This is a genomic window from Micromonospora sp. NPDC051924 (assembly GCF_055586005.1).
In genome coordinates this window covers 155,948-176,895 of sequence record NZ_JBVJJA010000007.1, presented here as the reverse complement: position 1 = coordinate 176,895, position 20,948 = coordinate 155,948, and the positions used below count along the sequence as shown (strand labels likewise).

General features: G+C 70.1%; 21 protein-coding genes. 13 read left to right on the top strand and 8 right to left on the bottom strand.

The window, feature by feature from the left end; translation table 11 throughout:
• The first annotated feature begins 133 nt into the window (after nt 1–133).
• From ACZ6S5_RS08205 to ACZ6S5_RS08190, 4 genes are all read left to right on the top strand, one after another.
• Nucleotides 134–511, top strand: a complete 378-nt coding sequence (locus tag ACZ6S5_RS08205) for an SCP2 sterol-binding domain-containing protein (RefSeq protein ID WP_465999010.1) — start codon at nt 134–136, stop codon at nt 509–511.
• Nucleotides 508–2,547, top strand: coding sequence for an amylo-alpha-1,6-glucosidase (locus ACZ6S5_RS08200; protein WP_465999008.1), 2,040 nt, complete (start codon nt 508–510; stop codon nt 2,545–2,547). The genes ACZ6S5_RS08205 and ACZ6S5_RS08200 overlap by 4 nt, the downstream gene beginning before the upstream one ends.
• Before the next feature lie 316 nt (nt 2,548–2,863).
• The gene (locus ACZ6S5_RS08195; RefSeq protein ID WP_465999006.1) at nt 2,864–3,631 is read left to right on the top strand and encodes an ABC transporter ATP-binding protein; all 768 of its coding nucleotides are present in this window, start codon (nt 2,864–2,866) and stop codon (nt 3,629–3,631) included.
• Nucleotides 3,631–6,180, top strand: coding sequence for an ABC transporter permease (locus tag ACZ6S5_RS08190; RefSeq protein WP_465999004.1), 2,550 nt, complete (start codon nt 3,631–3,633; stop codon nt 6,178–6,180). Before ACZ6S5_RS08195 ends, ACZ6S5_RS08190 begins: the two co-directional genes overlap by 1 nt.
• 41 nt (nt 6,181–6,221) lie before the next feature.
• Here ACZ6S5_RS08190 and ACZ6S5_RS08185 read toward each other — a convergent pair whose 3' ends face one another.
• Both ACZ6S5_RS08185 and ACZ6S5_RS08180 read right to left on the bottom strand, forming a co-directional pair.
• Nucleotides 6,222–6,869, bottom strand: coding sequence for an HAD family hydrolase (locus ACZ6S5_RS08185; RefSeq protein WP_465999003.1), 648 nt, complete (start codon nt 6,867–6,869; stop codon nt 6,222–6,224).
• Nucleotides 6,870–6,983: 114 nt separating this feature from the next.
• Nucleotides 6,984–7,877 carry a neutral zinc metallopeptidase gene (locus tag ACZ6S5_RS08180; RefSeq protein ID WP_465999103.1) on the bottom strand — a complete coding sequence of 298 codons (894 nt, stop codon included), beginning with the start codon at nt 7,875–7,877 and terminating at the stop codon, nt 6,984–6,986.
• Between the two features lie 8 nt (nt 7,878–7,885).
• Between ACZ6S5_RS08180 and ACZ6S5_RS08175 the strand changes: the two genes are divergently transcribed.
• Entirely contained in the window at nt 7,886–8,305 is a 420-nt protein-coding gene (locus tag ACZ6S5_RS08175) for a hypothetical protein (RefSeq protein WP_465999001.1), read from the top strand.
• A gap of 12 nt (nt 8,306–8,317) precedes the next feature.
• Here ACZ6S5_RS08175 and ACZ6S5_RS08170 read toward each other — a convergent pair whose 3' ends face one another.
• Nucleotides 8,318–8,530 (bottom strand): hypothetical protein, encoded by a 213-nt coding sequence (locus tag ACZ6S5_RS08170; RefSeq protein WP_465998999.1) that lies wholly within the window; start codon nt 8,528–8,530, stop codon nt 8,318–8,320.
• A 144-nt stretch (nt 8,531–8,674) separates the two neighbouring features.
• Between ACZ6S5_RS08170 and ACZ6S5_RS08165 the strand changes: the two genes are divergently transcribed.
• Nucleotides 8,675–9,490, top strand: a complete 816-nt coding sequence (locus ACZ6S5_RS08165) for a class I SAM-dependent methyltransferase (RefSeq protein ID WP_465998998.1) — start codon at nt 8,675–8,677, stop codon at nt 9,488–9,490.
• Between the two features lie 91 nt (nt 9,491–9,581).
• On the opposite strand, the gene ACZ6S5_RS08160 is transcribed toward ACZ6S5_RS08165, so the two are convergent.
• Together ACZ6S5_RS08160 and ACZ6S5_RS08155 are read right to left on the bottom strand one after the other, a co-directional pair.
• Nucleotides 9,582–9,818, bottom strand: a complete 237-nt coding sequence (locus ACZ6S5_RS08160; protein WP_465998997.1) for a hypothetical protein — start codon at nt 9,816–9,818, stop codon at nt 9,582–9,584.
• Nucleotides 9,819–9,944: 126 nt separating this feature from the next.
• Complete coding sequence (locus tag ACZ6S5_RS08155; RefSeq protein ID WP_465998995.1) at nt 9,945–10,124, bottom strand: hypothetical protein; 180 nt, start codon at nt 10,122–10,124, stop codon at nt 9,945–9,947.
• 231 nt (nt 10,125–10,355) lie between these two features.
• On the opposite strand from ACZ6S5_RS08155, the gene ACZ6S5_RS08150 reads away from it, so the two are divergent.
• Complete coding sequence (locus ACZ6S5_RS08150) at nt 10,356–11,015, top strand: HNH endonuclease family protein (RefSeq protein ID WP_465998994.1); 660 nt, start codon at nt 10,356–10,358, stop codon at nt 11,013–11,015.
• Nucleotides 11,016–11,101: 86 nt separating this feature from the next.
• On the opposite strand, the gene ACZ6S5_RS08145 is transcribed toward ACZ6S5_RS08150, so the two are convergent.
• Nucleotides 11,102–11,455, bottom strand: coding sequence for a VOC family protein (locus ACZ6S5_RS08145; protein ID WP_465998992.1), 354 nt, complete (start codon nt 11,453–11,455; stop codon nt 11,102–11,104).
• Between the two features lie 78 nt (nt 11,456–11,533).
• Between ACZ6S5_RS08145 and ACZ6S5_RS08140 the strand changes: the two genes are divergently transcribed.
• A complete protein-coding gene (locus tag ACZ6S5_RS08140) occupies nt 11,534–12,346 on the top strand; it encodes an SDR family NAD(P)-dependent oxidoreductase (protein WP_465998990.1) in 813 nt (270 codons plus the stop codon).
• 236 nt (nt 12,347–12,582) lie between these two features.
• Nucleotides 12,583–13,248, top strand: coding sequence for a TMEM175 family protein (locus ACZ6S5_RS08135; RefSeq protein WP_465998988.1), 666 nt, complete (start codon nt 12,583–12,585; stop codon nt 13,246–13,248).
• Nucleotides 13,249–13,564: 316 nt separating this feature from the next.
• On the opposite strand, the gene ACZ6S5_RS08130 is transcribed toward ACZ6S5_RS08135, so the two are convergent.
• Nucleotides 13,565–14,734, bottom strand: a complete 1,170-nt coding sequence (locus ACZ6S5_RS08130; RefSeq protein WP_465998986.1) for a low temperature requirement protein A — start codon at nt 14,732–14,734, stop codon at nt 13,565–13,567.
• 2,463 nt (nt 14,735–17,197) lie between these two features.
• Here ACZ6S5_RS08130 and ACZ6S5_RS08125 point away from each other — a divergent pair.
• Together ACZ6S5_RS08125 and ACZ6S5_RS08120 are read left to right on the top strand one after the other, a co-directional pair.
• Nucleotides 17,198–17,323 (top strand): hypothetical protein, encoded by a 126-nt coding sequence (locus ACZ6S5_RS08125; protein ID WP_465998984.1) that lies wholly within the window; start codon nt 17,198–17,200, stop codon nt 17,321–17,323.
• Nucleotides 17,324–18,081: 758 nt separating this feature from the next.
• Entirely contained in the window at nt 18,082–18,492 is a 411-nt protein-coding gene (locus ACZ6S5_RS08120; protein WP_465998982.1) for a hypothetical protein, read from the top strand.
• A 65-nt stretch (nt 18,493–18,557) separates the two neighbouring features.
• Here ACZ6S5_RS08120 and ACZ6S5_RS08115 read toward each other — a convergent pair whose 3' ends face one another.
• Nucleotides 18,558–18,980 (bottom strand): hypothetical protein, encoded by a 423-nt coding sequence (locus ACZ6S5_RS08115; protein WP_465998980.1) that lies wholly within the window; start codon nt 18,978–18,980, stop codon nt 18,558–18,560.
• Nucleotides 18,981–19,048: 68 nt separating this feature from the next.
• Between ACZ6S5_RS08115 and ACZ6S5_RS08110 the strand changes: the two genes are divergently transcribed.
• Together ACZ6S5_RS08110 and ACZ6S5_RS08105 are read left to right on the top strand one after the other, a co-directional pair.
• Nucleotides 19,049–20,602, top strand: coding sequence for a replication initiator (locus ACZ6S5_RS08110; protein WP_465998979.1), 1,554 nt, complete (start codon nt 19,049–19,051; stop codon nt 20,600–20,602).
• A 151-nt stretch (nt 20,603–20,753) separates the two neighbouring features.
• Entirely contained in the window at nt 20,754–20,948 is a 195-nt protein-coding gene (locus ACZ6S5_RS08105; protein WP_465998977.1) for a helix-turn-helix domain-containing protein, read from the top strand.

Sequence of the window (20,948 nt, the reverse complement as noted above, 5' to 3'; positions counted from 1 at the left end):
GCAACGGGTGAAATTGCCGCATCGGTGTCCGGCCGCACGGGTTTCATCCGATCCGGGTGATGCGGCAGAACCCCGCTGGCCGCCATCGTGGGCTCGCGGTTCATCCGGGACTCAACCCACCGGAGGGGGGCTCATGTCCAACCCAACCGCGAGCTTCTTCCAAACGCTCGGCCGCCGTGGCCACGAGCGCCTCCTCGAGGAGATCACCGGGACGATCCGCTTCGACCTCGAACACGACCACGAGGTCGATCACTGGTTGCTGGTGATCGATCGCGGCGATCTCCGAGTCTCACGCGAGGAGAGCCCGGCCGACTGTGTCGTCAGGAGCAGCAGAGCAACGTTGGACAGAATCGTCACTGGCGGGTCGCACATCTACGCGGCCTGGGCGCGTAACGAAATCAGGACCGAGGGTGATTTGCGGCTGGCCCGATTCGTCCAGCGGCTCATGCCGGGTCCGCCCGGCGCCCACCACCCTCGGGACTTCGTCCATGAGCGGAGACGAGCGGCATGAGCGACGGCCTCGTCCGACTGCTGGACGGCAACACGTTCGTGGTCAGTGAGGAGACCGGCGACATCGACGCGTCTCCCACCATCCCCACCGGTCTCTTCTCGTTCGACACCCGATTCCTGTCGAAATGGATCCTGTCCGTCAACGGCGAACGGGTCAACGCGCTCACCGTCGAGGATGTCGAATACTTCGAGAGCCGCTTCTTCGTCGTCCCGACCATGCCAACTCCACTGATCGACGTCGGAGTCTCGGCCATCCGTGAGCGCTCGATCGGCCCCAGCTTCACCGAGCGACTGACGGTGATCAACCACGAGCCCGAGCAGGTCGACCTGCGCATCCGGATCGACATCGAGAGCGACTTCGCCGACCTCTTCGAGATCAAGGACGTCCGCAACAAGACGGGCAGTTACTACACCCAGGTCGAGGACGGGTGCCTTCGTCTGGGCTACCGGCGGGAAACCTTCCGCCGGGAGACCCTGGTTTCCTCCACCGCGCCGGCCCACGTCGACGAGCAGGGAATGACGTACGACGTCCGAATCGAACCGAACGGTCAGTGGGTCACCGAACTGCAGGTGAGCACGCTGGGCGTGGACGGACGCGATCTTCGGGAGAGCCTGCAGGGCAGGCCGGGTAGGGCCGCGCCTCAGCTGCGGCAGGACCTGGACCGGTGGATCGCCGACGCGCCGCGCCTGACCTGCGACTCCGCCACCTTGGCGAGGACCTACCGGCGCAGTCTCGAGGATCTCGCCGCGCTGCGCTTCCTGCCGTTGACCGGTGCCGGGCATGCCCTGCCCGCCGCCGGCCTGCCCTGGTTCATGGCCATCTTCGGTCGCGACAGCATCTTCACCAGCCTGCAGGCGCTCCCCTTCGTGCCCGACCTGGCGGCCACGACGCTGCAACTGCTGGCGTTGACGCAGGGCGTCGTCCTCGACGACTTCCGCGAGGAGGAGCCGGGGAAGATGCTCCACGAACTGCGGTACGGGGAGACGACCGGGTTCGAGGAGCAGCCGCACTCGCCGTACTACGGCAGCGCCGACTCGACGGCGCTCTACCTGATCCTGCTCGACGAGTACGAGCGGTGGACCGGAGACGCCACCACGGTGCGGCTTCTCGAACGGGCCGCGAGGGCCGCCCTGCGGTGGATCGACGAGTACGGCGACATCATGGGCGACGGCTACGTCTGGTACCAGCGCCGCAACGAGAAGAACGGGCTGGAGAACCAGTGCTGGAAGGATTCCTGGGACTCGATCTCCTTCCGGGACGGCACGCTGGCCGCCCTGCCCCGGGCCACCTGCGAGCTGCAGGGCTACGCCTACGACGCGAAGATCCGCGGCGCCCGGCTGGCCCGCCAGTTCTGGAACGACCCCGCCTACGCCGACCGGCTGGAACGGGAGGCGGCCGCGCTCAAGGAGCGCTTCAACCGGGACTTCTGGGTCGCCGACGGCGAGTACTACGCCCTCGCCCTCGACGGCGACGGCCGCCAGGTCGACGCCCTCTCATCGAACATCGGCCACCTGCTGTGGAGCGGTATCGTCGACGAGTCGCGGGCGGCCACCGTCGCCGAGCACCTGGTCGGCCCCCGGCTCTTCTCCGGCTGGGGCGTACGGACCCTCGCCAGCGAGGAGGGTCGGTACAACCCCATCGGTTACCACGTCGGCACGGTCTGGCCGTTCGACAACGCGTTCATCGCCTGGGGGCTGAGCCGCTACGGCTTCACCGAACAGGCCGGACGCATCGCCGAGGGCATCATCGACGCCGCCGACTTCTTCGACGGCCGGCTACCGGAGGCGTTCGGCGGCTACGACCGGACGCTGACCAGGTATCCCGTGCTGTACCCGACGGCGTGCAGCCCGCAGGCGTGGTCCACAGGCACCCCGCTGCTGTTGCTGCGGACCATGCTCGGCATGGAACCGCGCGGGAACCATCTGGTCACCCGGCCGGCCGTGCCCCTGAGCATGGGCCGGATCGAACTGGTCAACATCCCCGGACGCTGGGGCCGGGCGGGCGCCCTCGGGCGGGGCCACCGGAAACGCCGCTGACCGCCGCGGGGGTCGCGCCCCGCGTACCGCGCACGTCGCCGGCGGGCCGGCGGCGCTATTGCGTTCGTCACCTACCGTGACCGCGAGCGGCCCCGCGGGGTTGACCATGACGCAACGTGAGGTCCTAGCGTGCGTGGTGCCGCGCGGTCAGGGGTGACCCTGAGTCGATCTCGGGGGCGACCCCCAGCGGGATTTCCGGCGCGGGCTACGTCCGGGGACGGACGGATCCTCGGTCGGCGGCGGTGAGGATTGGTACGACCGCACCGGTCAGCGGGGGCGGTGCGGGTATCGGCAGCAAACGGAAGAGGTGTATGACGTGACCGCGACGGTGGGACGGCAGGCGCAGGCCGCCGCCCGGGCGAGCGACGTGTGGAAGGTGTACGGCAGCGGTGAGGCGCAGGTCAGCGCCCTGCGGGGGGTGACCTGCGAGTTCGAGCGTGGCCGGTTCACCGCGATCATGGGCCCGTCCGGCTCGGGCAAGTCGACGCTGATGCACTGCCTGGCCGGCCTGGACTCGGTCACCCGGGGCACCGTCATGATCGGCGACACCACGGTGACCGGGCTGGGCGACGCCGGGCTGACGAAGCTGCGCCGGGACAAGGTGGGCTTCATCTTCCAGCAGTTCAACCTGCTGCCCACGCTCACCGCTCAGGAGAACATTTTGCTGCCGCTGTCGATCGCGGGTCGCAAGCCGGACCCGGCCTGGTACGACACGGTGATCGACACCGTCGGGCTGCGGGACCGGTTGGGGCACCGGCCGGCGCAGCTCTCCGGTGGCCAGCAGCAGCGGGTGGCGTGCGCGCGGGCGCTGGTCTCCCGCCCCGAGGTGATCTTCGCGGACGAGCCGACCGGCAACCTGGACTCCCGGTCCGGCGCCGAGGTGCTCAACTTCCTGCGCAACTCGGTCCGCGGGCACGGCCAGACCATCGTGATGGTGACCCACGACCCGACCGCCGCCGCGTACGCCGACCGGGTCGTCTTCCTCGCCGACGGGCAGATCGTCTCCGAGTTGATCGAGCCGACCGCCGACACGGTGCTGGACACCATGAAGAAGCTGGACGCCCCGGCCGAGGTGGGCAACTGATGCTGCGGGCCACTCTGAAGAGCCTGCTGGCGCGCAAGCTGCGCCTGCTGCTGTCCGGCCTGGCCGTGGTGCTGGGCGTAATGTTCGTCTCCGGTGCGTTCGTCCTCACCGACACCCTCGGCCGGTCGTTCGACGCGGTCTTCGCCGACGCGACCTCCGACATCGACGTCAACGTCGCGGCGAAGCCGAAGATCGCCGTCAGCGAGCAGGAGGGCGAGCAGGTCGCCGCGCCGGTGCCCGCGTCGGTCGTGGAGCGGGTGCGGGCGGTGCCCGGCGTGGCCGAGGTCAAGGGTGTGGTCAACGCCGACGGCGCCCGGCTGATCGGCAGCAACGGCAAGGTGGTGACCTCGTTCGGTCCCCCGCAACTCGGCGAGAACTGGCTCGGCGAGAGCGACCTGTTGAAGCTGCGCGAGGGACGCGGGCCGCAGGCCGACGACGAGATCGTGGTGAACGCGGCCCTCGCCGAGGCGGCGAAGGTCAAGGTCGGTGACCGGGTCGGCGTCCTGACCCTGGCGCCGAAGAAGGAGTTCACCCTGGTCGGCGTCTTCGGCTACAGCGGGGGCCGGGACTCGATCGGCGGGGTGAACGAGGTCGCCTTCACCACGCCGGTCGCCCAGCAGTTGATGCTCGGCAAGCCGGACGCCTTCTCCAACGTGGCGGCCCGCGCCGCCGCCGGCACCACGCCGGAGGCGCTGCGCGACCAGGTGGCTCGGGCCGTGGGCACGGACTACGACGTCAAGACCGGCAAGCAGGTCGCGGCCGACGCGTCGGCCGGCCTGAAGGAGGGACTGTCCTTCTTCAACAAGATCCTGCTCGGCTTCGCCGCGGTGGCGCTGCTCGTGGGCACCTTCCTCATCCTGAACACCTTCTCGATCATCGTGGCCCAGCGCACCCGCGAGCTGGCCCTGATGCGGGCGATCGGGGCGAGCGGGCGGCAGATCATCGGCTCGGTGGTCCTCGAGGCCGTCGCGGTCGGCCTGATCGCCTCGGTGCTGGGACTGGCCGCCGGCATCGGGGTCGGCGCGCTGCTGGCGTACCTGTTCGGGAAACTGGCCGGCGGGCTCACCCTCGCCGGGCTCGGTGTGCCGGCCGCGGCGGTGATCGGCGCCTTCGGCGTGGGCCTGGTGATCACCGTGGTGGCGGCGCTGCTACCCGCGGTCCGCGCGGCGCGGATCCCGCCGATCGCCGCGATGCAGGACGTCGCCACGCCGGACCGGCCGCTGACCAAGGTGACCGTCGGCGGGGCCGTGGTCACCGCGATCGGTGCGGGTCTGCTCTTCCTCGGGCTGGGCGGCCACGCCGGGGACAACACCCTGGCCACCATCCTCGGCGGCGTGCTGTTCGCGTTCATCGGGGTGGCGCTGCTGACCCCGCTGATCAGCCGGCCGGTGGTGGCCCTCCTGGGGGCGGTCTTCGCCTGGTCGGTGCCCGGCAAGCTGGGTCGGCTGAACTCCGGCCGCAACCCCCGGCGCACGGCGATCACCGCCGCCGCGCTGATGGTCGGCATCGCCCTGGTCACCGGGGTGACGGTGATCCTGGACTCGGCCAAGGGCAGCATCAGCGCGCTGGCCGAGGACACCATCAAGGCGGAGCTGGTGATCTCCGGCGCGCAGTCCGGCCCCCGGCCACCGAGCTTCGACCCGGCCGTGCTGGACAAGGCCGCGGCGATCCCCGGCGTGCGGCTGGTCGACGGCGAGTACGGCGACATGGCCACGGTCGACGGCACCCGTACCTGGGTGGCCGCATCCAGCGATGTCGCCGCGCTGGAGCGCATCTTCGGGGCGAAGGCCACCGCCGGTGACATCAGCCGGCTCGGCCCGGATCAGCTGCTGGTCAGCTCGGACACCGCGAAGGCCCGCAAGCTGTCGGTCGGCTCGACGGTGCGCGTCCAACTGTCCCGGGGCGACGTCCACACGTACACGGTCAGCGGCATCTACGAGAGTTCGCAGCTGACCAACCCGATGGTGCTGCCCCCGCAGGCGACCACCGACTTCGCCATCCCCCAGCCGATCCAGGGCTTCGTGCAGCTCAGCCCGGGCACCCGGGTCGCGGACGTGCAGCCGCAGGTCGAGCGGCTGCTGGCGGACAGCCCGGAGGTGTCGGTGGCGGACCGGGCCGCGTTCATCAAGCAGCAGACCAGCCAGCTGGACACCCCGCTGCGGATGATCCAGATCCTGCTGGCGCTGGCCATCGTGATCGCGGTGCTGGGGATCATCAACACCCTGGCCCTGTCGGTGCTGGAGCGGACCCGCGAGTTGGGGCTGCTGCGGGCGATCGGGCTGCGCCGGGCGCAGACCATGCGCATGATCACCGTCGAGGCGGTGGTGATCTCGATCTTCGGTGCCCTGCTCGGCGTCGTGGTCGGGACGGGCCTCGGCGCGGCCGTGGTCCGGGCGCTCAAGGACGAGGGGATCACCGATCTGGTCCTGCCCTGGGGTCAGATGGGGACCTTCCTGGTGCTGGCCGCGATCATCGGGGTGGTCGCCGCGGTGCTGCCCGCGGTCCGCGCCGCCCGGATCAACGTGCTCGGCGCCATCGCGCACGACTGAGCTGAACGGAGGGGCCCCTTGTCGACCAGGGGCCCCTCCGTTCACGCCGGCGGCTCGCCGAGCAGGGCGGCGAGCAGCTCCAGGTCCGCGCCGGTCAGGCTCTCCAACTGGTGTACGCCCTCCGTGGGCGGCAGCGGCACCTCGGCCGGTACGGCCAGCACCGCGGCGCCGGCGGCCAGGGCGCTGGCCACCCCGGTCGGCGAGTCCTCGATCGCCACACAGCGCGCGATCGGCACGCCGAGCAGCCGGGCGGCGGTCAGGTACGGCTCCGGGTGCGGCTTGGCGGCGTCCACCTCGTCGCCGCAGACCACCGCGTCGAAGCTGTCCCGCCCGAGGGTGTCCAGGGCGACCTCGACCAACGGCCGGCCGCTGGAGGTCACCAGGGCGGTGGGGATGCCCGCGGTGCGGACGGCCCGCAGCAGCGCCAACGCGCCCGGCCGCCAGCGCAGCCCGGTGCGGAACAGCTCGAGGATCCGCGCGTTGATCCAGTCGGCGCTGGCCTGCGGGTCCCGCTCCGGCTGGCCGAGGTCGTCGTGCAGGATCCGCATGGACGCGGCCATGCTGGTGCCGATCATCGCCTTGCGGGCGCTCTCGGACAGGGTCCCGCCGTGGACGGCGGCCAACTCCTGCAGGGCGACGTCCCACAGCTTCTCGCTGTCGACCAGGGTGCCGTCCATGTCGAAGAGCACGGCGGCGGGGTGTCTGCTGCTCAGCGGGGGCCTCCTCGGGTGGGCGTACCCGCCGATCCTCTCAGCCGCGCCGCCGGCTGGGTCGGCCGTCCCCGCCGAGGGTGACCTGCGGCATCAGCCGAGGCCGCAGGCGTCCAGCGACTTCTCGTAACCCCGGAAGAACGAGTCGGTGCGCTGCTCGGCGGTGCCGTGCGAGCCCTCGGCGAACCACGGCTGGTTGGGGTCGTCGCCGACCGCGAGCAGCCCCTCCCGGAACTCGTCCAGGTCGCCCTGGTCGAGGGTCAGCACCTTGTCGCGCACGTTGTCGCCGATGTACGCCCCGGCCATGCAGTCGGCCTGCAGTTCCTGCTGGATGGTGAAGTTGTAGCGGATGCCGAGGCGGACCTGCACGCCGTGGGCGTACTCGTGGCCGAGCAGGTAGAACAGGAACGCGTCGCCGATCTGCCGGAACGCCGACACGGACCAGTTCACGTCGTAGGCGATGAAGTCCCCGGCGGAGCAGTAGACGGCGTTGTTGCGGGGCAGCCCCTGCCCGCCGCAGGACACCTCTCCCGCCCGGGTGTACGGCACCACCCGACGGATCGGCTGGAAGCGCTCGCCGGAGGCCCGGAACCGCGCGGTCCAGTACTGCTCGGCGATGCCCACCGCGTCGTTGAAGTCGTCCTTGAACTCGGCGACGCTGGTGGTCCCGTCCGGCCGGGTGGTCCGCGCGCCCGAGGAGGCCGGCTGCCCGGTCTGCTCCTGGCCGGGCTGTTGCGGCTCACCCTGGGGATCGCCCTGGTCGAGCCCGCCGCCCATGCACCCGGCCGCCACCACCACGGCCACCACCAACCCGGCGAGCGGTCCCGGCCGCCGACGTCCCGCCTTCTCCACGGTTGCCTCCCCGGCTCCAGTCCCTGTGTGGTGCGCAGTACCCCGACGGCGCGCGGATGATGCCCATCGCTGATCACGTACGGCCGACGGGGAGAGTTCACCCCGTCCGGCCGGCGTGGACGGGTCTCGGTACAGTGCCCCGCGTGACTCACCCGGTGGCCCACGCGAGCATCGTCTACTGGCGACGGAGCATCTGGAACGGCCGGCGTTGCGTGCCGGTGCTGATGACCCTCGACCAGGGCTGGCTGCGGGCCCGGGACCGGTTGGGTGCGGAGCTGTTCGCCGTACCGGCGGGCCAGGTCAGCGGCCGGCTGTCGCGGTTCGGCACCCTGCTGCTCACCCTCGGCGGCCGGCGGTACGCCCTGGTCGGGCGCGGCTCGGACATCTCGCCGGACCCGAGCCCCGAGCAGCGGCGCGTGTTCGCCGACTTCTGGGCCCACCGGCCGACGCCGGTGACCGGCGACGGGCCCGGCGTCCTCGACCAGGTCTTCAACGGCGCCGCCGCCTGGCACACCCGGACCTGGCGGGACGCCCTGGCCGCCGCCGGGGCCACCCTCCGCTGAACCGAGGTTCGCTCACGGGCCGTAGCCGTGGGAGTCCCGGTTCCAGCCGTCGCCGTACTCGTGTTCCCGTTCGGCCGCCCGCCGATGCCATTCCGCCCGGGCCGCGCGGGTGGCGGCGGCGTCCTCACCGGTGACGGCCCGCCGCCGGTCCCGCCACGAGACGTACCCGACGAACGCCGCCATGAGCAGAGCCAGCACCGCCAGGGTCACCAGTACGGTCGTCATGTCCGCCACCGTAGGGCGGGCGCGCCACGGCGGCGCTGGCTGGGCCGCCTCCTGTCGATCATGCCAGTGCGAGGCGGAGTCCAGGCGGCGATCCGGCAAGGCGCAGGTTCGTCCAGGTCCAGGACATGGCCTAGGCTGCCCGCCATGATCGACGCGGACTTCGACGCGCACGAGCGGTCCCGGTGGGCGGGGCGGGCCGAGGCGTACCAGCGCAGCTTCGGCCGGCTCTGCGCGTACCCGACGGAGGCGCTGCTGGACGCGGCGGCGGTGCGGGCCGGACGGCGGGTGATCGACGTCGGCACCGGGCCGGGCACGGTCGCGGCCGCGGCGCTGGCGCGCGGCGCTGCGGTGCTGGCGGTCGACGCCGAACCGAGCATGCTGGACGCGGCCCGGCGGACCGCGCCCGGCGCGGTGCTGGCGCGGGCGGTCCTGCCGCGGCTGCCGGTCCGGGCGGGCGGCGCCGACGCGGCGGTGGCCAACTTCGTGCTCAACCACGTCGGCGACCCGGCCGCCGCGGTGGCCGAGCTGCGCCGGGTGGTCCGCCCCGGCGGGCGGGTGGCGGTCACCCTCTGGCCCAGTCCGCAGCCGCCGCTGCAACGGCTCTGGCGCGAGGCGATCGACGCCGCCGGCGTGTCGGCGCCCGCGGACCTGCCGCGGGTGGCGCCGGACCGGGACTTCCCGCGCACCGAGGCCGGCGTGGCCGGGCTGCTCGCCGCCGCCGGGCTGGTCGACGTGGGGTGCGTGACGGTGACCTGGGTACACCACGCCGACCCGGCGGACTGGTGGGCCGGTCCGGCGGCCGGCATCGGCAGCGTCGGCCTGCTGGTGCAGCGGCAGCCGGCCCCGGTGCGGGAACGGATCCGAAAGGAGTACGTCCGGCTCAGCGCCGCCTACCGGGGCGCCGACGGGACCCTGCGGCTGCCCACCGCCGCGCTGCTCGGCTGCGCCCGGGTCGGGTGACCCGGCCCTAGCCTCGGGCCAAACAGCGGATCCGGGACAGCCGGCTGCCGTTCGGAGCGGGACGCGGCGCGGGCGGCCCGACTCGGCCCGCTCACTGCTGGCTGAGCCGTACCGGGGTGTCCGGGCAGCGCAGGCAGGCGAAGATCAGCAACGAGCCGTACCGCCCGGGTTCGGCCGTCGGCCAGCGCAGCGGGCCGCCGAGGTGGCTGTCCGCACCGGTGACCTCCCCCGGGCGGGGATGCAGCGCGGTGGCGGGGCGGCCGAGCGGGGCCAGGGCCGGGAAACGGGTCAGCGGAGCACCCGCACACAGGCCGGGACCGCCCGGCACCGGGCTGGGCTGATCGCAGTGCCGCCGGGCGCACCTGGGCTGATCGAGGCGTTACGGGATCGCCGCACCACCAAGCGGCGGCTCGCCACCGACGCGGACCGGGACACCGACCGACCCGAGGCCGGCTCAGTCGAGGCCGCGCAGGATGTTCGGCTCCACGTCGTCCTCGCCGAAGCAGCGGTGCATCACCAGCGCGCGGGCCCACAGGTCCAGGCTGCTCGGCGGCTCGACGGAACGCACGGCGGCCGGCACGTGGCCCGCCATGGTCGGGTCCGGCGGAACATTCGATGCCGTCTCGTCGGTCATCTCCGCCCCCTTTCCTCGTACCTCATGCTCACCCCGATGCCGTGATCCGGCATCTCGCAGGCTGCGTCGGCGCAGCGGAGAGGGGTTCGCGTCGTGGTCGACCCGGGGCTCGCAGTCGGCCCAGGGCCAGCGTACGCCAGAGGGTCACGTGCCGTTCACGGAAATTGATCTAGACCGTTACTTCCATCTCTGTCTATATAGGTGACCCATCCCCCATCCGGACGGAGCACCATGACCCGCACCCTGCGCGCCACGGCCATCAGCCTCGCCGCGATCCTGGCCGCCACCCTCGGCCTCACCCAGCCCGCCTGGGCCGCCAGCTACTCCGCCTCCCTCACCACCGCCGTCGCCGGCCTGCCCGTCGCCACCGAGGTCCGCACCGGCTACAGCCGGGACCTCTTCCCGCACTGGATCGACGCCGACGGCGACGGCTGCAACACCCGCAACGAGGTCCTCCTCGCCGAGGCCGTCTCCGCGCCCACGGTCAGCGGCACCTGCACCCTCTCCGGCGGCCGCTGGTACTCCTACTACGACAACGCCTACTGGACGCTGACCGGCGACCTGGACATCGACCACATGGTCCCGCTGGCCGAGGCGTGGGACTCCGGCGCCCGCAACTGGACCACCAGCCGCCGCCAGGCGTACGCCAACGACCTCGGTGACGGCCGCTCCCTGGCCGCCGTCACCGACAACGTCAACCAGGCCAAGGGTGACCAGGACCCGGCCACCTGGATGCCGCCGTACTCCTCCGCCCGCTGCCGCTACATCAACGAGTGGGTGGCGGTGAAGATCCGCTGGCGGCTCACCGTGGACAGCGCGGAGAAGAGCGCCCTGACCAGCTGGGCGAACAGCTGCCCCAACGTCACCATCTCGGTCACCTACGCGTACTGATCGCGTCCCCGCCGGCCCGTCGTCACGGCGGGCCGGCGCGGTGCCGTCACCACGCTCGCACGCTGCCGCCGGCGCCGACCCGCTGATCACGTGGCCTGGACGAAGCCCAGCTCATTGCCGTCCGGGTCCCGGACGGTGAACTTCCGGGAGCCGTAGGGGGTGTCGAACAGTGGCTCCACCACGTCGGCCTCCGGGCCGACCCGGGCCCACCAGCCGTCGACGTCGTCCACCTCGAAGTTGAACCGCGCACCCGCCGCCGGCACGGGGTCGTACCGCCCCAGCGCGAACTGCGCCGGCCCGAGGGTGAAATGCGCGTACGTCGGCGCGTCCGGGGGCCAGTGCCCGTCGGCCGGCACCCCGAGCAGCCGCTCGTACCATTCGAGCGCCGCGTCGAGGTCCCGCACGTTCACCCGTACGTGGGTCAGGCGAGGAATGTCCACCTCCGACACCATAGGCCGGAAGCGCCAAGATGTCGGCGGCTTGACTTCGAGAACGCTCCACCTCATAGCGTCGTGGGCATGAGTGCTTCGACAACCCCGGAAAGCGTCCCGATGAGGGTGCTGGTGACCGGCGGGACGAGCGGGCTGGGACTCGCCATGGCCGCCGCGCTGGCCAGGGCGGGAGCGATGGTCGCGCTGACCGGCCGGTCACGCGAGCGGGCCGACGCGGTCGCCGCCGACCTGCCGGGGGCGGTCGGCCTCGAGTTGGACGTACGGGACGAGTCGTCGGTGGCGCGGGCGGTCGACCGGACGTGGTCGCGGCTCGGCGGTATCGACATGCTGGTGAACAACGCCGGGATCGGCATGCGCACGGTCAATCCGCGCTTCATGACGCGGCCGCAGGGATTCTGGGAGGTGCCGGCCGACGGCTTCCGGGCCGTGATCGACACCAACCTGACCGGCTACTTCCTGGTGGCACGCGAGGTCACGCCACGGATGCTGGCCGCCGGTGGTGGCCGCATCGTCAACATCTCGGTGAACGAGTCCACCATGCACCGCCCCGGCTTCGTCCCGTACGGGCCGTCGCGCGCCGGCAGTGAGGCATTGTCCCGGATCATGGCCGCCGACCTGCGGGACACCGGCGTCACCGTCAACCTGCTGCTGCCCGGGGGCGCGACCGTCACCGGGATGCTGCCGCCCGACGCCGTACCCGAGGGTCACCGGTTCCTGGAACCCGCGGTGATGGGCCCGCCCATCGTCTGGCTGGCGTCCGACGACGCGGCCGGCGTGCACGACGAGCGCATCGTCGCCGTCGACTTCGAACGCTGGTTGCGCGACCGGAACGCTCGACGGTTAACTGCCTCACGTCGTGGCTCTCCACCTGAGGCGTGACACGATGCTCTGGCTCATTAGCTACGCAGGGTGAACCCGGATAGGCAACAACTTCGCGTTGCGCGATGTGCGGTTCGAGCTGCCAACGGGCTACGTCATGTGCCGTGGCGTCTTGCTTTCATCCAGTCGTCCCGGAGACGGGTGTCGGGGGGAAACCCAGTCCCAGTGATGGACCCGTTGGAAGACACGCCGCTCGGCTTCGAGTGCGGCGGCGTCTGGTGACGCACGCTTGGACTGTGACCGAACTTCCGCGGGGACCGGAAAGGCCAACGCCATTCGGCCTGGAGCGCGATCCGTCGCGGGTCGTCGCGATAAGCGACGCGGTCATTGCGATCGCCGTCACCCTGCTCGTGCTGGAGATCCGCCCGCCGCAGGACACGCGGCACCTGTTCCACGGCCTCGCCGCGCTCTGGCCGTCTTACCTGGCTTACGTCGTCACCTTCATGTTGATCGGACAGGTGTGGGCCAATCACCACGTCATGTTCGACCACATTCGTACTGCCGACCGGATGGTGCTGTTCCTGAACACCGTACTGCTGATGGACATCGCGTTCCTGCCCTTCGCCGCCTCCGTCTTGGCCCGAGCGTTCCGTGACGGACAGGGGCAGCGCACTGCCGTCGTCTTCCATGGCATCGCGTTCGAAGTGGCAGCCATTCTGTTCAACGTCATCTGGGGGTACGCACGTCGTCATCATCGACTGCTCGTGACCACGATCGATTCCGCCGGCGCGAGAGCCATCAGCCGACGCTTCCGGCTCGCCCTTACCTGGATCGCCACCGGAACCCTGCTCGGCGCCCTGCTTCCCGCTCTTGGCGTGGCGGTAATCGCCGCTTTCATTCCCTTCTATTGGCTGCCGATCCGGGGCGAGATCGCTAGGACGAAGGGCGGCGGTCAGGCTTGACCGCGGCCGGCCGAACAGCAGCAAGAAGCGAGGCCGGTGGTCTCGTGCCACGTTGTGAGCGAGCACCGAAGAGGCGTGGCGTCCGTTGGCATCCACCGCTGCCGGGCTCCCTGTCCGCTGACGACTGACCCCGCTGAGGGGTGCGGCTCAAGCTGTCGGCCTGTGCCGGCCGGTGACGGTCCGCATTGACGAGCAGGTGCCGACGGTCGTCGATCGACGTTCGTGGCCAACCCCCATCGAGGCTCGCGCTGCCTTCGTGCTGTCAGCGTTGCTGGGAATCGCCGCTGCTGCCGGTGTCTCTCCGCCCACCTCTGCGTCAGCCGCGTCCCCGCCGCATGGGCCTGGTCAAACCGCCCATGGCGTCCCCGACCACCACCCCGGCCAAGACCAGCACGACGAGGGTGGTGACCAGCACCGGGGGCCAACCTCCCACCCACGGTGCCGCGACCGCCAGCACCAGCAGCCAGAGCACCCGGTGCCAAGGGAGCATGCCGAGGATTCGGAAGGTGAACAGGGTGCGTCCGAGCAGGAACAGCGCGGGTCCGCCGAGGATCAGGGCGATCCAGCGCGCCGGTGTGTCGCCGGTGGGCCGGGCGATGACCAGGTCGAAACCGGCGGCGGTGCAGACGACGCCGGCCACCATCACCAGGTGGGTGTACGGTGCCAGCCGCATCGCCCGCCGAAGCAGCGGCGCGGACGTCGTCCGCGCGATGGAGACGGCCCTCAGGACGAAGATCTGCCAGAGCAGCAGCATGGTGGCGAAGGCAGCCAGGAAGGCGGTCAGCCGCACGCGGGTGAAGTCCGCGTTGCTGATCTCCAGAGTCGGTATCAGGATTATGTCGCCGAGCGCCAGGATAACGAACTGCTGGTACCGCTCACCCAGGTGCTCCGTCGTCTTCTCATACTGTCCGAACGGCACCTGGCCGAGCCAGGGCGTGGGGTAACGCGCCGCGGCGGCGGTGTAGTCGATCGCCACCGCGACGGTCCAGAGCGTCCAACGCAGCGCGTCCGGCAGCAGGGCCCCGACGATCCAGAAGACGCCGGAGACCAGGAACCAGAACAGGAAGCGCGCCGCACGCTCCTCGGCCTGATGCCGGTGTTGATGCAACACGGTCACCAGCACCAGACCCCGCACCATGTGCGGGGTCACGTATCCGGCGGCGAAGATCAGTGCGTGCACGTCGGAGGCCAGCGCAGCCGCCATCACCACCGCACCGAGCATGGTCACCATCAGGATGGCGCGGATCGGCCGCTGCTCCGGGTCGTAGAAGTCGGTGGTGGTCGAGGTGACCGACCAGGTCCACCAGATCGCCATCAGCATGAGCACGACCTGCCCGACACCGGCCCACGAGGCGCGCTCGGCGATCCGCATCGAGGTCAGCGCCAGGGCGGCCACGAACACGACGTCGAAGAGCAATTCCAGCAGGGTGGCCCGGGTCGACCCGCTCGGCCGGCGCACCAGCTCGGTGCTGCCTCCGGTCGCCATGCCCAGCCTCCGCCGCCGATCACACCCGGCCGCGGGTGGCGCCGGCGCTGCATAGCGCGCGGGCCGCCGGGGCGTAGGGCCTCCCGGGCGCTGCATCCTTGAGGATTATCTGCGCCGTCCGCGTGGCCCGTCTCCGGATCGGCAATTCCGGCCAGCGGCCGGCTTGCCGGGATCGAACCGGCGGCCCTCGCTGACAAGACAGCCCGGCGGCCTGTCCGACGAGCGGGATGCGGCGCGTGCTACTCGGGCAGGCCCCGGCCCGTCGGCGACCATCCGGGCTTGGGCAAGCAGCTCCAACGCGGCCTTCGGCCACGTACCGGGACAGCCGCGACCGCCTACGCAGGTAGCAGGATGACGTTTGCTCAGCTCAGGGCTTGTGACGGCATCACTTGGCGTTGCATTGATCTCGGTGCCCGGCGGAGGCGATCAAAGCGGGCGTCACGCCTCCCGACCTGGGACTCAGGCAGTCAACGTCGGTCACGTTTGGTTGCTACTGGTCCACCTTCGGCGGCCTGTCGACGGCATGATCTTGGCGCCACGGTCCGTGTCGCCTGGCAGCCTGGACGCTCGGTCGATCATCCACAGAGCCGGCGATCACTCGCACTGAGTCGCCGCTGCCGCCTGAGCAGCCAGCGTGGCTTCACTCCCCCGTGCCTGTCGATGTGCTCGCACAATTCGCGCTCCTCGTACCCGCCAGGAACACCCCTACCGGCAGCTTCCCAGAAGGCTCGTGCGTCTCTCAGGTGCCCGCTGGCCGCGTACCAACTCAGCCCCGGGTTCTCTTCGCGAAGCGCCCTCAAGCCCGATGAGGCAAGCCCCTTCCGTTGGTACTCCTCAGCCGTGTACGGCTTGTCCACCCAAGCCACTTGGCAGTACTGGCACACGATGTACTCGACCACGAAGGCGAACCGTCCATCCAAGTTCGCCTGCCTGCAGCGCCAACCGAAGTACCGGCCAGAGACGGTGTCCTGCCAAGGCGTTCCGAGTGTCGGAAGCTGGCCGACCGAATACCGGGGGCGCCTGTCGACCAGACCTCGCGTCAGGTGGTACAGCGCGGATCGGATCGGCGTCCGACCGGACGAGCGACTGACGCTCGTCAGCGCCTGGTCCCGCAGCCGTTGCACCTCCGGCTCAGACTCCCTCGTCACGGACGCAACGCTAGCGGCGGTCTGATTGCCGATCCAAGGCAGCAGAGTCCGTCGGGGATTTGAACCCCATACACCGAAGTGCTTCGTAGCCGACATCAATCGGACCGATCAGCGCGCTGATCAGCGCGAGAGCCTTCAACGTTTGACAACGGTTGTCGTCGCTTTCCGTCCTCTGTTGTCGTGAACTTGTCGTACCTGATCTTGGCGACCATCGTCGCGGACCGGTCCCGGAGGAGTCATCCCGGCGGCCTGTGCTTCGCAATGCCGGGCCGGCCCGGGGGTGTCAAGCACGCTCATCGCTTGACACCCCCGGGGTGGTCTGGCGTCCCCCCGGGCAGGCCGACGGGGTGACGACAACCCCGCCCACCGGGTACCCGCACTGACCGGAGTCGATCATCCTGGTGGTCTGCCCGTCCGGCGAGGACGCCTCTTCCCCGGGGCTTCACCAATTTGATCCCGCGCAGAGCAGGGACTGAACGCACCATCCCGCAGGGGCACCTAGCAATTGTTGGTACCAGGGCAATTAGCGTTCGAACAGTAGGACCAGAATGAAAACGTGCAGTCACCACCCTTACAACACTCCTCGAGAGTTTCCTCCATAAAGTAGGAGCGACTCATTCCAAAGCCTTCAATAACCTCGAAGATCTCGCTCAGGGTTAGCGAATGCATCAAGGGCCGATAGGAGCCGGAAGCAAGTCCCCCGTTGTTAAATGCAAGACTGTCAACGAATGCTACAAAATCAGGCTCAGGGAGCTTGCAGAGAGGGTCGAGAGTATTCTCAGGACTTTCGCGGCGCTTTCGGAGGTCGTCTGCGGATCGGACGATCCAGTCCGCGTCGCTCGCGATCAGTTCACGGAATTCAGCAGCGCTTCTTGCGAGCTTGGACTTGTTAGCTTGAGATGTCGTGGCGATCATGTCACGGAATTCAGCACCGTTTCTGGGGAGCTTTGACTTGGTCGCTTGAGCTGTCATTGAGTTACCCCCTATTTCGATTGTCGAGTATCACCCTGTGGCAAAGCGTCGCCGCCCACGATCTACCCGGCCATGGAGGGCCCAAACTCACTCACATTGGGTGCGAGCGGTGAACAGTTGTCGCAACTCGCGGTGACGGGGTGTGGATCGGCGGCAGACCGGATCGGCGAGGGAACTCGATTCACACCCGCAACACGAGGGGTGAGCCGCTGGTGGGCAGCGGTCCTCGCGCTGCACCTATCTAGCTCCGCTCCGTCGACCATCCCTCGCGTTCCGGCTGTACGCCAAGTGCCACCAGCAGACTCACGGGGTACCCATCACCGCCGGCCAACTTGCCGTCCGGATGCGGATTACCACCACCGCAGCGGAACGGCTGCTGCGCGCTATCAACACCACCGGTCACACCGACGCGCCGGCACTGACCGGCCCGCACAACGGCTCACACCCCCTCCAGGGCGTGACCACGTGACCAACTCGCCGCAGACGCTGGTACCCGTGATCTCAGACAAGATCCCAGGCGCGGACGGCTGTAACCCCGCTGCGCCCTCTAGCCATCCCCGTCGGCCTTCGTCCGCACACAGTGGAGCGGGTGCGGCCTGCCCGGCCAAGGTGGAGCACCCAGCGGCCGAACGACCTTGGCTGGGCAGGCGCTGCCCGCTCGGCTCCCGCCCGGACGGGAGGTTGTCGGGATGGCGCCCACCATCCCGGAGTGCCCGAGGCCCCGCCGGAGGCACGCTCTGGTCGTCACCTCCAACATCGGAGCCCCGGATCTGCCAGTACCCATGGCGGCCCGGGGCTTCGTCGTATGTCGCGCCGGCGGCGGGCTACCACCGACGCGCTGGCGGCCGAAGGCCAGAGGCGCGGCGGCGGGCCTTCGGCCCGGCCCAGGTTCGGCGGCGCGAGCGGCCGGCAGCGCCGGCCGCACTTGATCTCGTACAGAAAGTTCTCACAAGAGCCAACCCGTCGCCAACCCGTCGGTTTGTCGGGTCTCAGGACCTGGGTGACAGATCAGTCTCGGGACGCGAGTGACACGTCCGGCTAGACGATCTCGAACCCGGCCGCTTCTTGACGGAGATAGGAGCACCGAACCTTGCGGGAGAATCGCGGGATGGATGTCCCAGAACTGCTTCGCGAGGCGGCCTCTCGCGTCCCCGCGTCAGCGACGAGCAGCACTGGCTGGACGGTGGCCGATGCGAACGCCGGCCACCACCGCCGAGGCCCCGTCATTTGACATCCCGGCCTCGCCGCTGGTCCGTCCGGCCGCCGCGACCCCGGGCCACCAACCCCACACCCAACACCGAACCCGCCAACGAACCCATCACCCTGCCCACCTCGGGCGAGGACACCGGCACCCCGACGGTCGAGCCCACCCCGGACACCACCGAGAAGGAACCGACCCCGGCACCCATCGCGACTACGGCTGCCAAACCCGGACCCGCGCCGGCACTGCTGCCCGGTGCCCGGATCATCGCCACGGCCCACGAGAAGGCCCACGGTGAGCCCATCACCGCCGGCCAACTCGCCGTAAGGCTGCGCGTACCCACCACCACGGCCGCCGAAATCCTGACGGCCATCAACACTCAACCGAGCATCAACGACAAGACCCACAACGGCACCGCCGTCGGAGCCACCGCGTGACCTCCTCGACGCTGCCTCTCGCACCCGGGACCATTACGGTCCCGGGCACGGGAGCCTACGCCGAGTCAGCTCGCCGAAGCCTCATCTCGGTTGCCAGCGGGGATCGGCTCGATGCCGAACTTCTCGATCGTGAAACGCCAGAACAACGACACCGCTTCGGTACCTGGCCTCCAGATCCGCTCGTCGTGGCCCGACGGGGCACAGTGCTCGATCAGAACCACGCGCTCCTCCGGAGCACCGTAGTACGGCTGTGGCCGCACCCAGACCACTTCGATCGGCCCCTGCGACGGTATGGGCATCGGGGTGACGGCCAAGTCGTGCATCGACATGAAGCCAGCAAGCCGGGCAGCGCCTCCACAGCGCCGGATGCTGTCCACGATCTCTGCCATGTACGGCGAATGGTGGGCGGTGTACCTGCCGATCTGTTCGGCAATCACGTCCCATGGCTTCGGGTGGAAGTAGTCCAAGGCCCGCGAGTTGATTCGCACCGGCGCAGCCTCTCACGCTGTGGCGGACCTGCGCGGCTGGTGGCGTCATGCCTTCTTGGGGCGGCCTCATGAGCGCTACGACAGCCACCTCGGCTCAGCAGACGGCCGATTACTGGCCTTGGGCTGTCCCCACCAGGACCCGCTCGGCCGGCGACGGCTGGGTACGCGGCCACGACCCCCGCACCGTCGCCTCCGGCCGCGCCCGCGCCCAAAACCCCGACTACCCCGAATGGCTCAGCCACGTCCGCGCCGCCTCAGCGTGCAAGCACCCCGTCCGGCTGGCCGGGCAGATCCACGTCAACGACGCCGACGGCAACCGCATGGCCACCATCGACACCGAGGATATGCCCGACGGCGCGATCTACACCCCGTGCGGCAACCGCCGCGCCTCGGTCTGCCCTTCCTGCGCCGAGGTCTACCGCCGTTACACCTTCCACCTCATCAAGGCCGGCCTACAAGGCGACCGGTGGGGACTGCCGCCGCTGCACGAGCACATCGCCATCTTCCTCACCGCCACCGCCCCCTCGTTCGGGCCGGTGCACCACCGTGTGGTGAAGGTCCACGCCGCGGACTGCCGGAAGAAGGACGGCTGCACCTGCCGGTCCTCGGTGTGCCATCCGTTCGGCCGCGTCTGCCAGCACGGTGTCGACCTGCGATGCGGGCAGCGGCACAAGGCCGGCGACAACCAGCTCGGGCAGCCGCTGTGCCTGGACTGCTACGACCACGCTGGCCAGGTCGTCTGGAACCACGAAGCCCCCGAGCTGTGGCGCCGCACCATCCAACAGGTCGACCGCGAGCTACGCCGCCTCGGCCGCGCCCACGGCGTCGAACTGCGCCGCCGCTACATCAAGGTCTACGAGTTCCACGTACGCGGCGTCATCCACTACCACGCCCTCATCCGTCTCGACGGCGAGAACCCCGACTGCCCCGGCACGATCGTCCCGCCGCCGGCGGTCATCACCCGGCAGATGTTCGCCGACGCCGTGGAAGCCGCCTTCGTCAAGACGGCCTACACCTCGGCCCCCCACCCGGCCAACGGCGGGGAAGGATGGCGGATCGCCTGGGGCGACAAGGGCCTGGACCTCAAGCACGTCAACGCCCCCGGCGGCGAGGTCAACCTCGCCCAGATCACCCGCTACATCGCCAAGTACGTCACCAAGAGCACCGAGGTAACCGGCCTCAACCTCCGCCGCGTCGACGACCTCTCCGTGGAAATCCACGGCAACCCGCGCACCCACCTCGGCCGGCTCATCCGCGCCTGCTGGAACCTCGGCGAGCACCCCGACTACACCCGGCTCCGCCGCTGGGCCCACCAGTTCGGCTACGGCGGCCACATCACCACCAAGAGCCGCGCCTTCTCCGTCACCCTCGGCTTCATCCGCCACCAGCGCACCATCTGGCGACGCACCGAAGGCCACCCCCACACCTGGGACGACGAGCAAGCCGAACGTGTCATCTACGAACTCGGCTACCACGCCACCGGCTGGATCAGCACCGGGGACGCCCTGCTCGCGAACACCGCCGCCGCCATGGCCCGCGCCCGCCACCAAGCCGGCCTCGACGCCCTGGCCGACGAGCTGGCCGCCCATCGCGCCACCTCTGGTCAGTCCGCCGCCGCTTGACATGTACGCGTCAACACCGCCCGGCCCACCGGCCGCTCGATCTTTGACAACTCCACAGCGACTCAACCGCCCTTGGCCCTATGCCAGGAGCGACGCCCGCTGACACGCCCTCCCGTCACGCATTCATCGCCATCGCCCGAGAGGAGCCACGATGACCACACCTGCTGCCCCTGAACCCCTCTGGGAAATCGAAGACGTATCCGCCTACCTGCGGGTCCCCGTGCAGACGCTCTACCAGTGGCGCAAGCGCAAGTACGGACCACCCGCCGCCCGCGTCGGCCGTCACCTGCGCTACGACCCTGACGCGGTCCGTGCCTGGTTCGCCGACCAGTCCACGGCGGCCTGA

Coding starts and splice junctions, on each gene's coding strand:
- ACZ6S5_RS08150 (WP_465998994.1), top strand. CDS start 10,356: ATGACCCGCACCCTGCGCGCCACGGCCATCAGCCTCGCCGCGATCCTG.
- ACZ6S5_RS08130 (WP_465998986.1), bottom strand. CDS start 14,734: ATGGCGACCGGAGGCAGCACCGAGCTGGTGCGCCGGCCGAGCGGGTCG.
- ACZ6S5_RS08125 (WP_465998984.1), top strand. CDS start 17,198: ATGCGGATTACCACCACCGCAGCGGAACGGCTGCTGCGCGCTATCAAC.
- ACZ6S5_RS08105 (WP_465998977.1), top strand. CDS start 20,754: ATGACCACACCTGCTGCCCCTGAACCCCTCTGGGAAATCGAAGACGTA.
- ACZ6S5_RS08155 (WP_465998995.1), bottom strand. CDS start 10,124: ATGACCGACGAGACGGCATCGAATGTTCCGCCGGACCCGACCATGGCG.
- ACZ6S5_RS08165 (WP_465998998.1), top strand. CDS start 8,675: ATGATCGACGCGGACTTCGACGCGCACGAGCGGTCCCGGTGGGCGGGG.
- ACZ6S5_RS08170 (WP_465998999.1), bottom strand. CDS start 8,530: ATGACGACCGTACTGGTGACCCTGGCGGTGCTGGCTCTGCTCATGGCG.
- ACZ6S5_RS08205 (WP_465999010.1), top strand. CDS start 134: ATGTCCAACCCAACCGCGAGCTTCTTCCAAACGCTCGGCCGCCGTGGC.
- ACZ6S5_RS08200 (WP_465999008.1), top strand. CDS start 508: ATGAGCGACGGCCTCGTCCGACTGCTGGACGGCAACACGTTCGTGGTC.
- ACZ6S5_RS08140 (WP_465998990.1), top strand. CDS start 11,534: ATGAGTGCTTCGACAACCCCGGAAAGCGTCCCGATGAGGGTGCTGGTG.
- ACZ6S5_RS08110 (WP_465998979.1), top strand. CDS start 19,049: ATGAGCGCTACGACAGCCACCTCGGCTCAGCAGACGGCCGATTACTGG.
- ACZ6S5_RS08190 (WP_465999004.1), top strand. CDS start 3,631: ATGCTGCGGGCCACTCTGAAGAGCCTGCTGGCGCGCAAGCTGCGCCTG.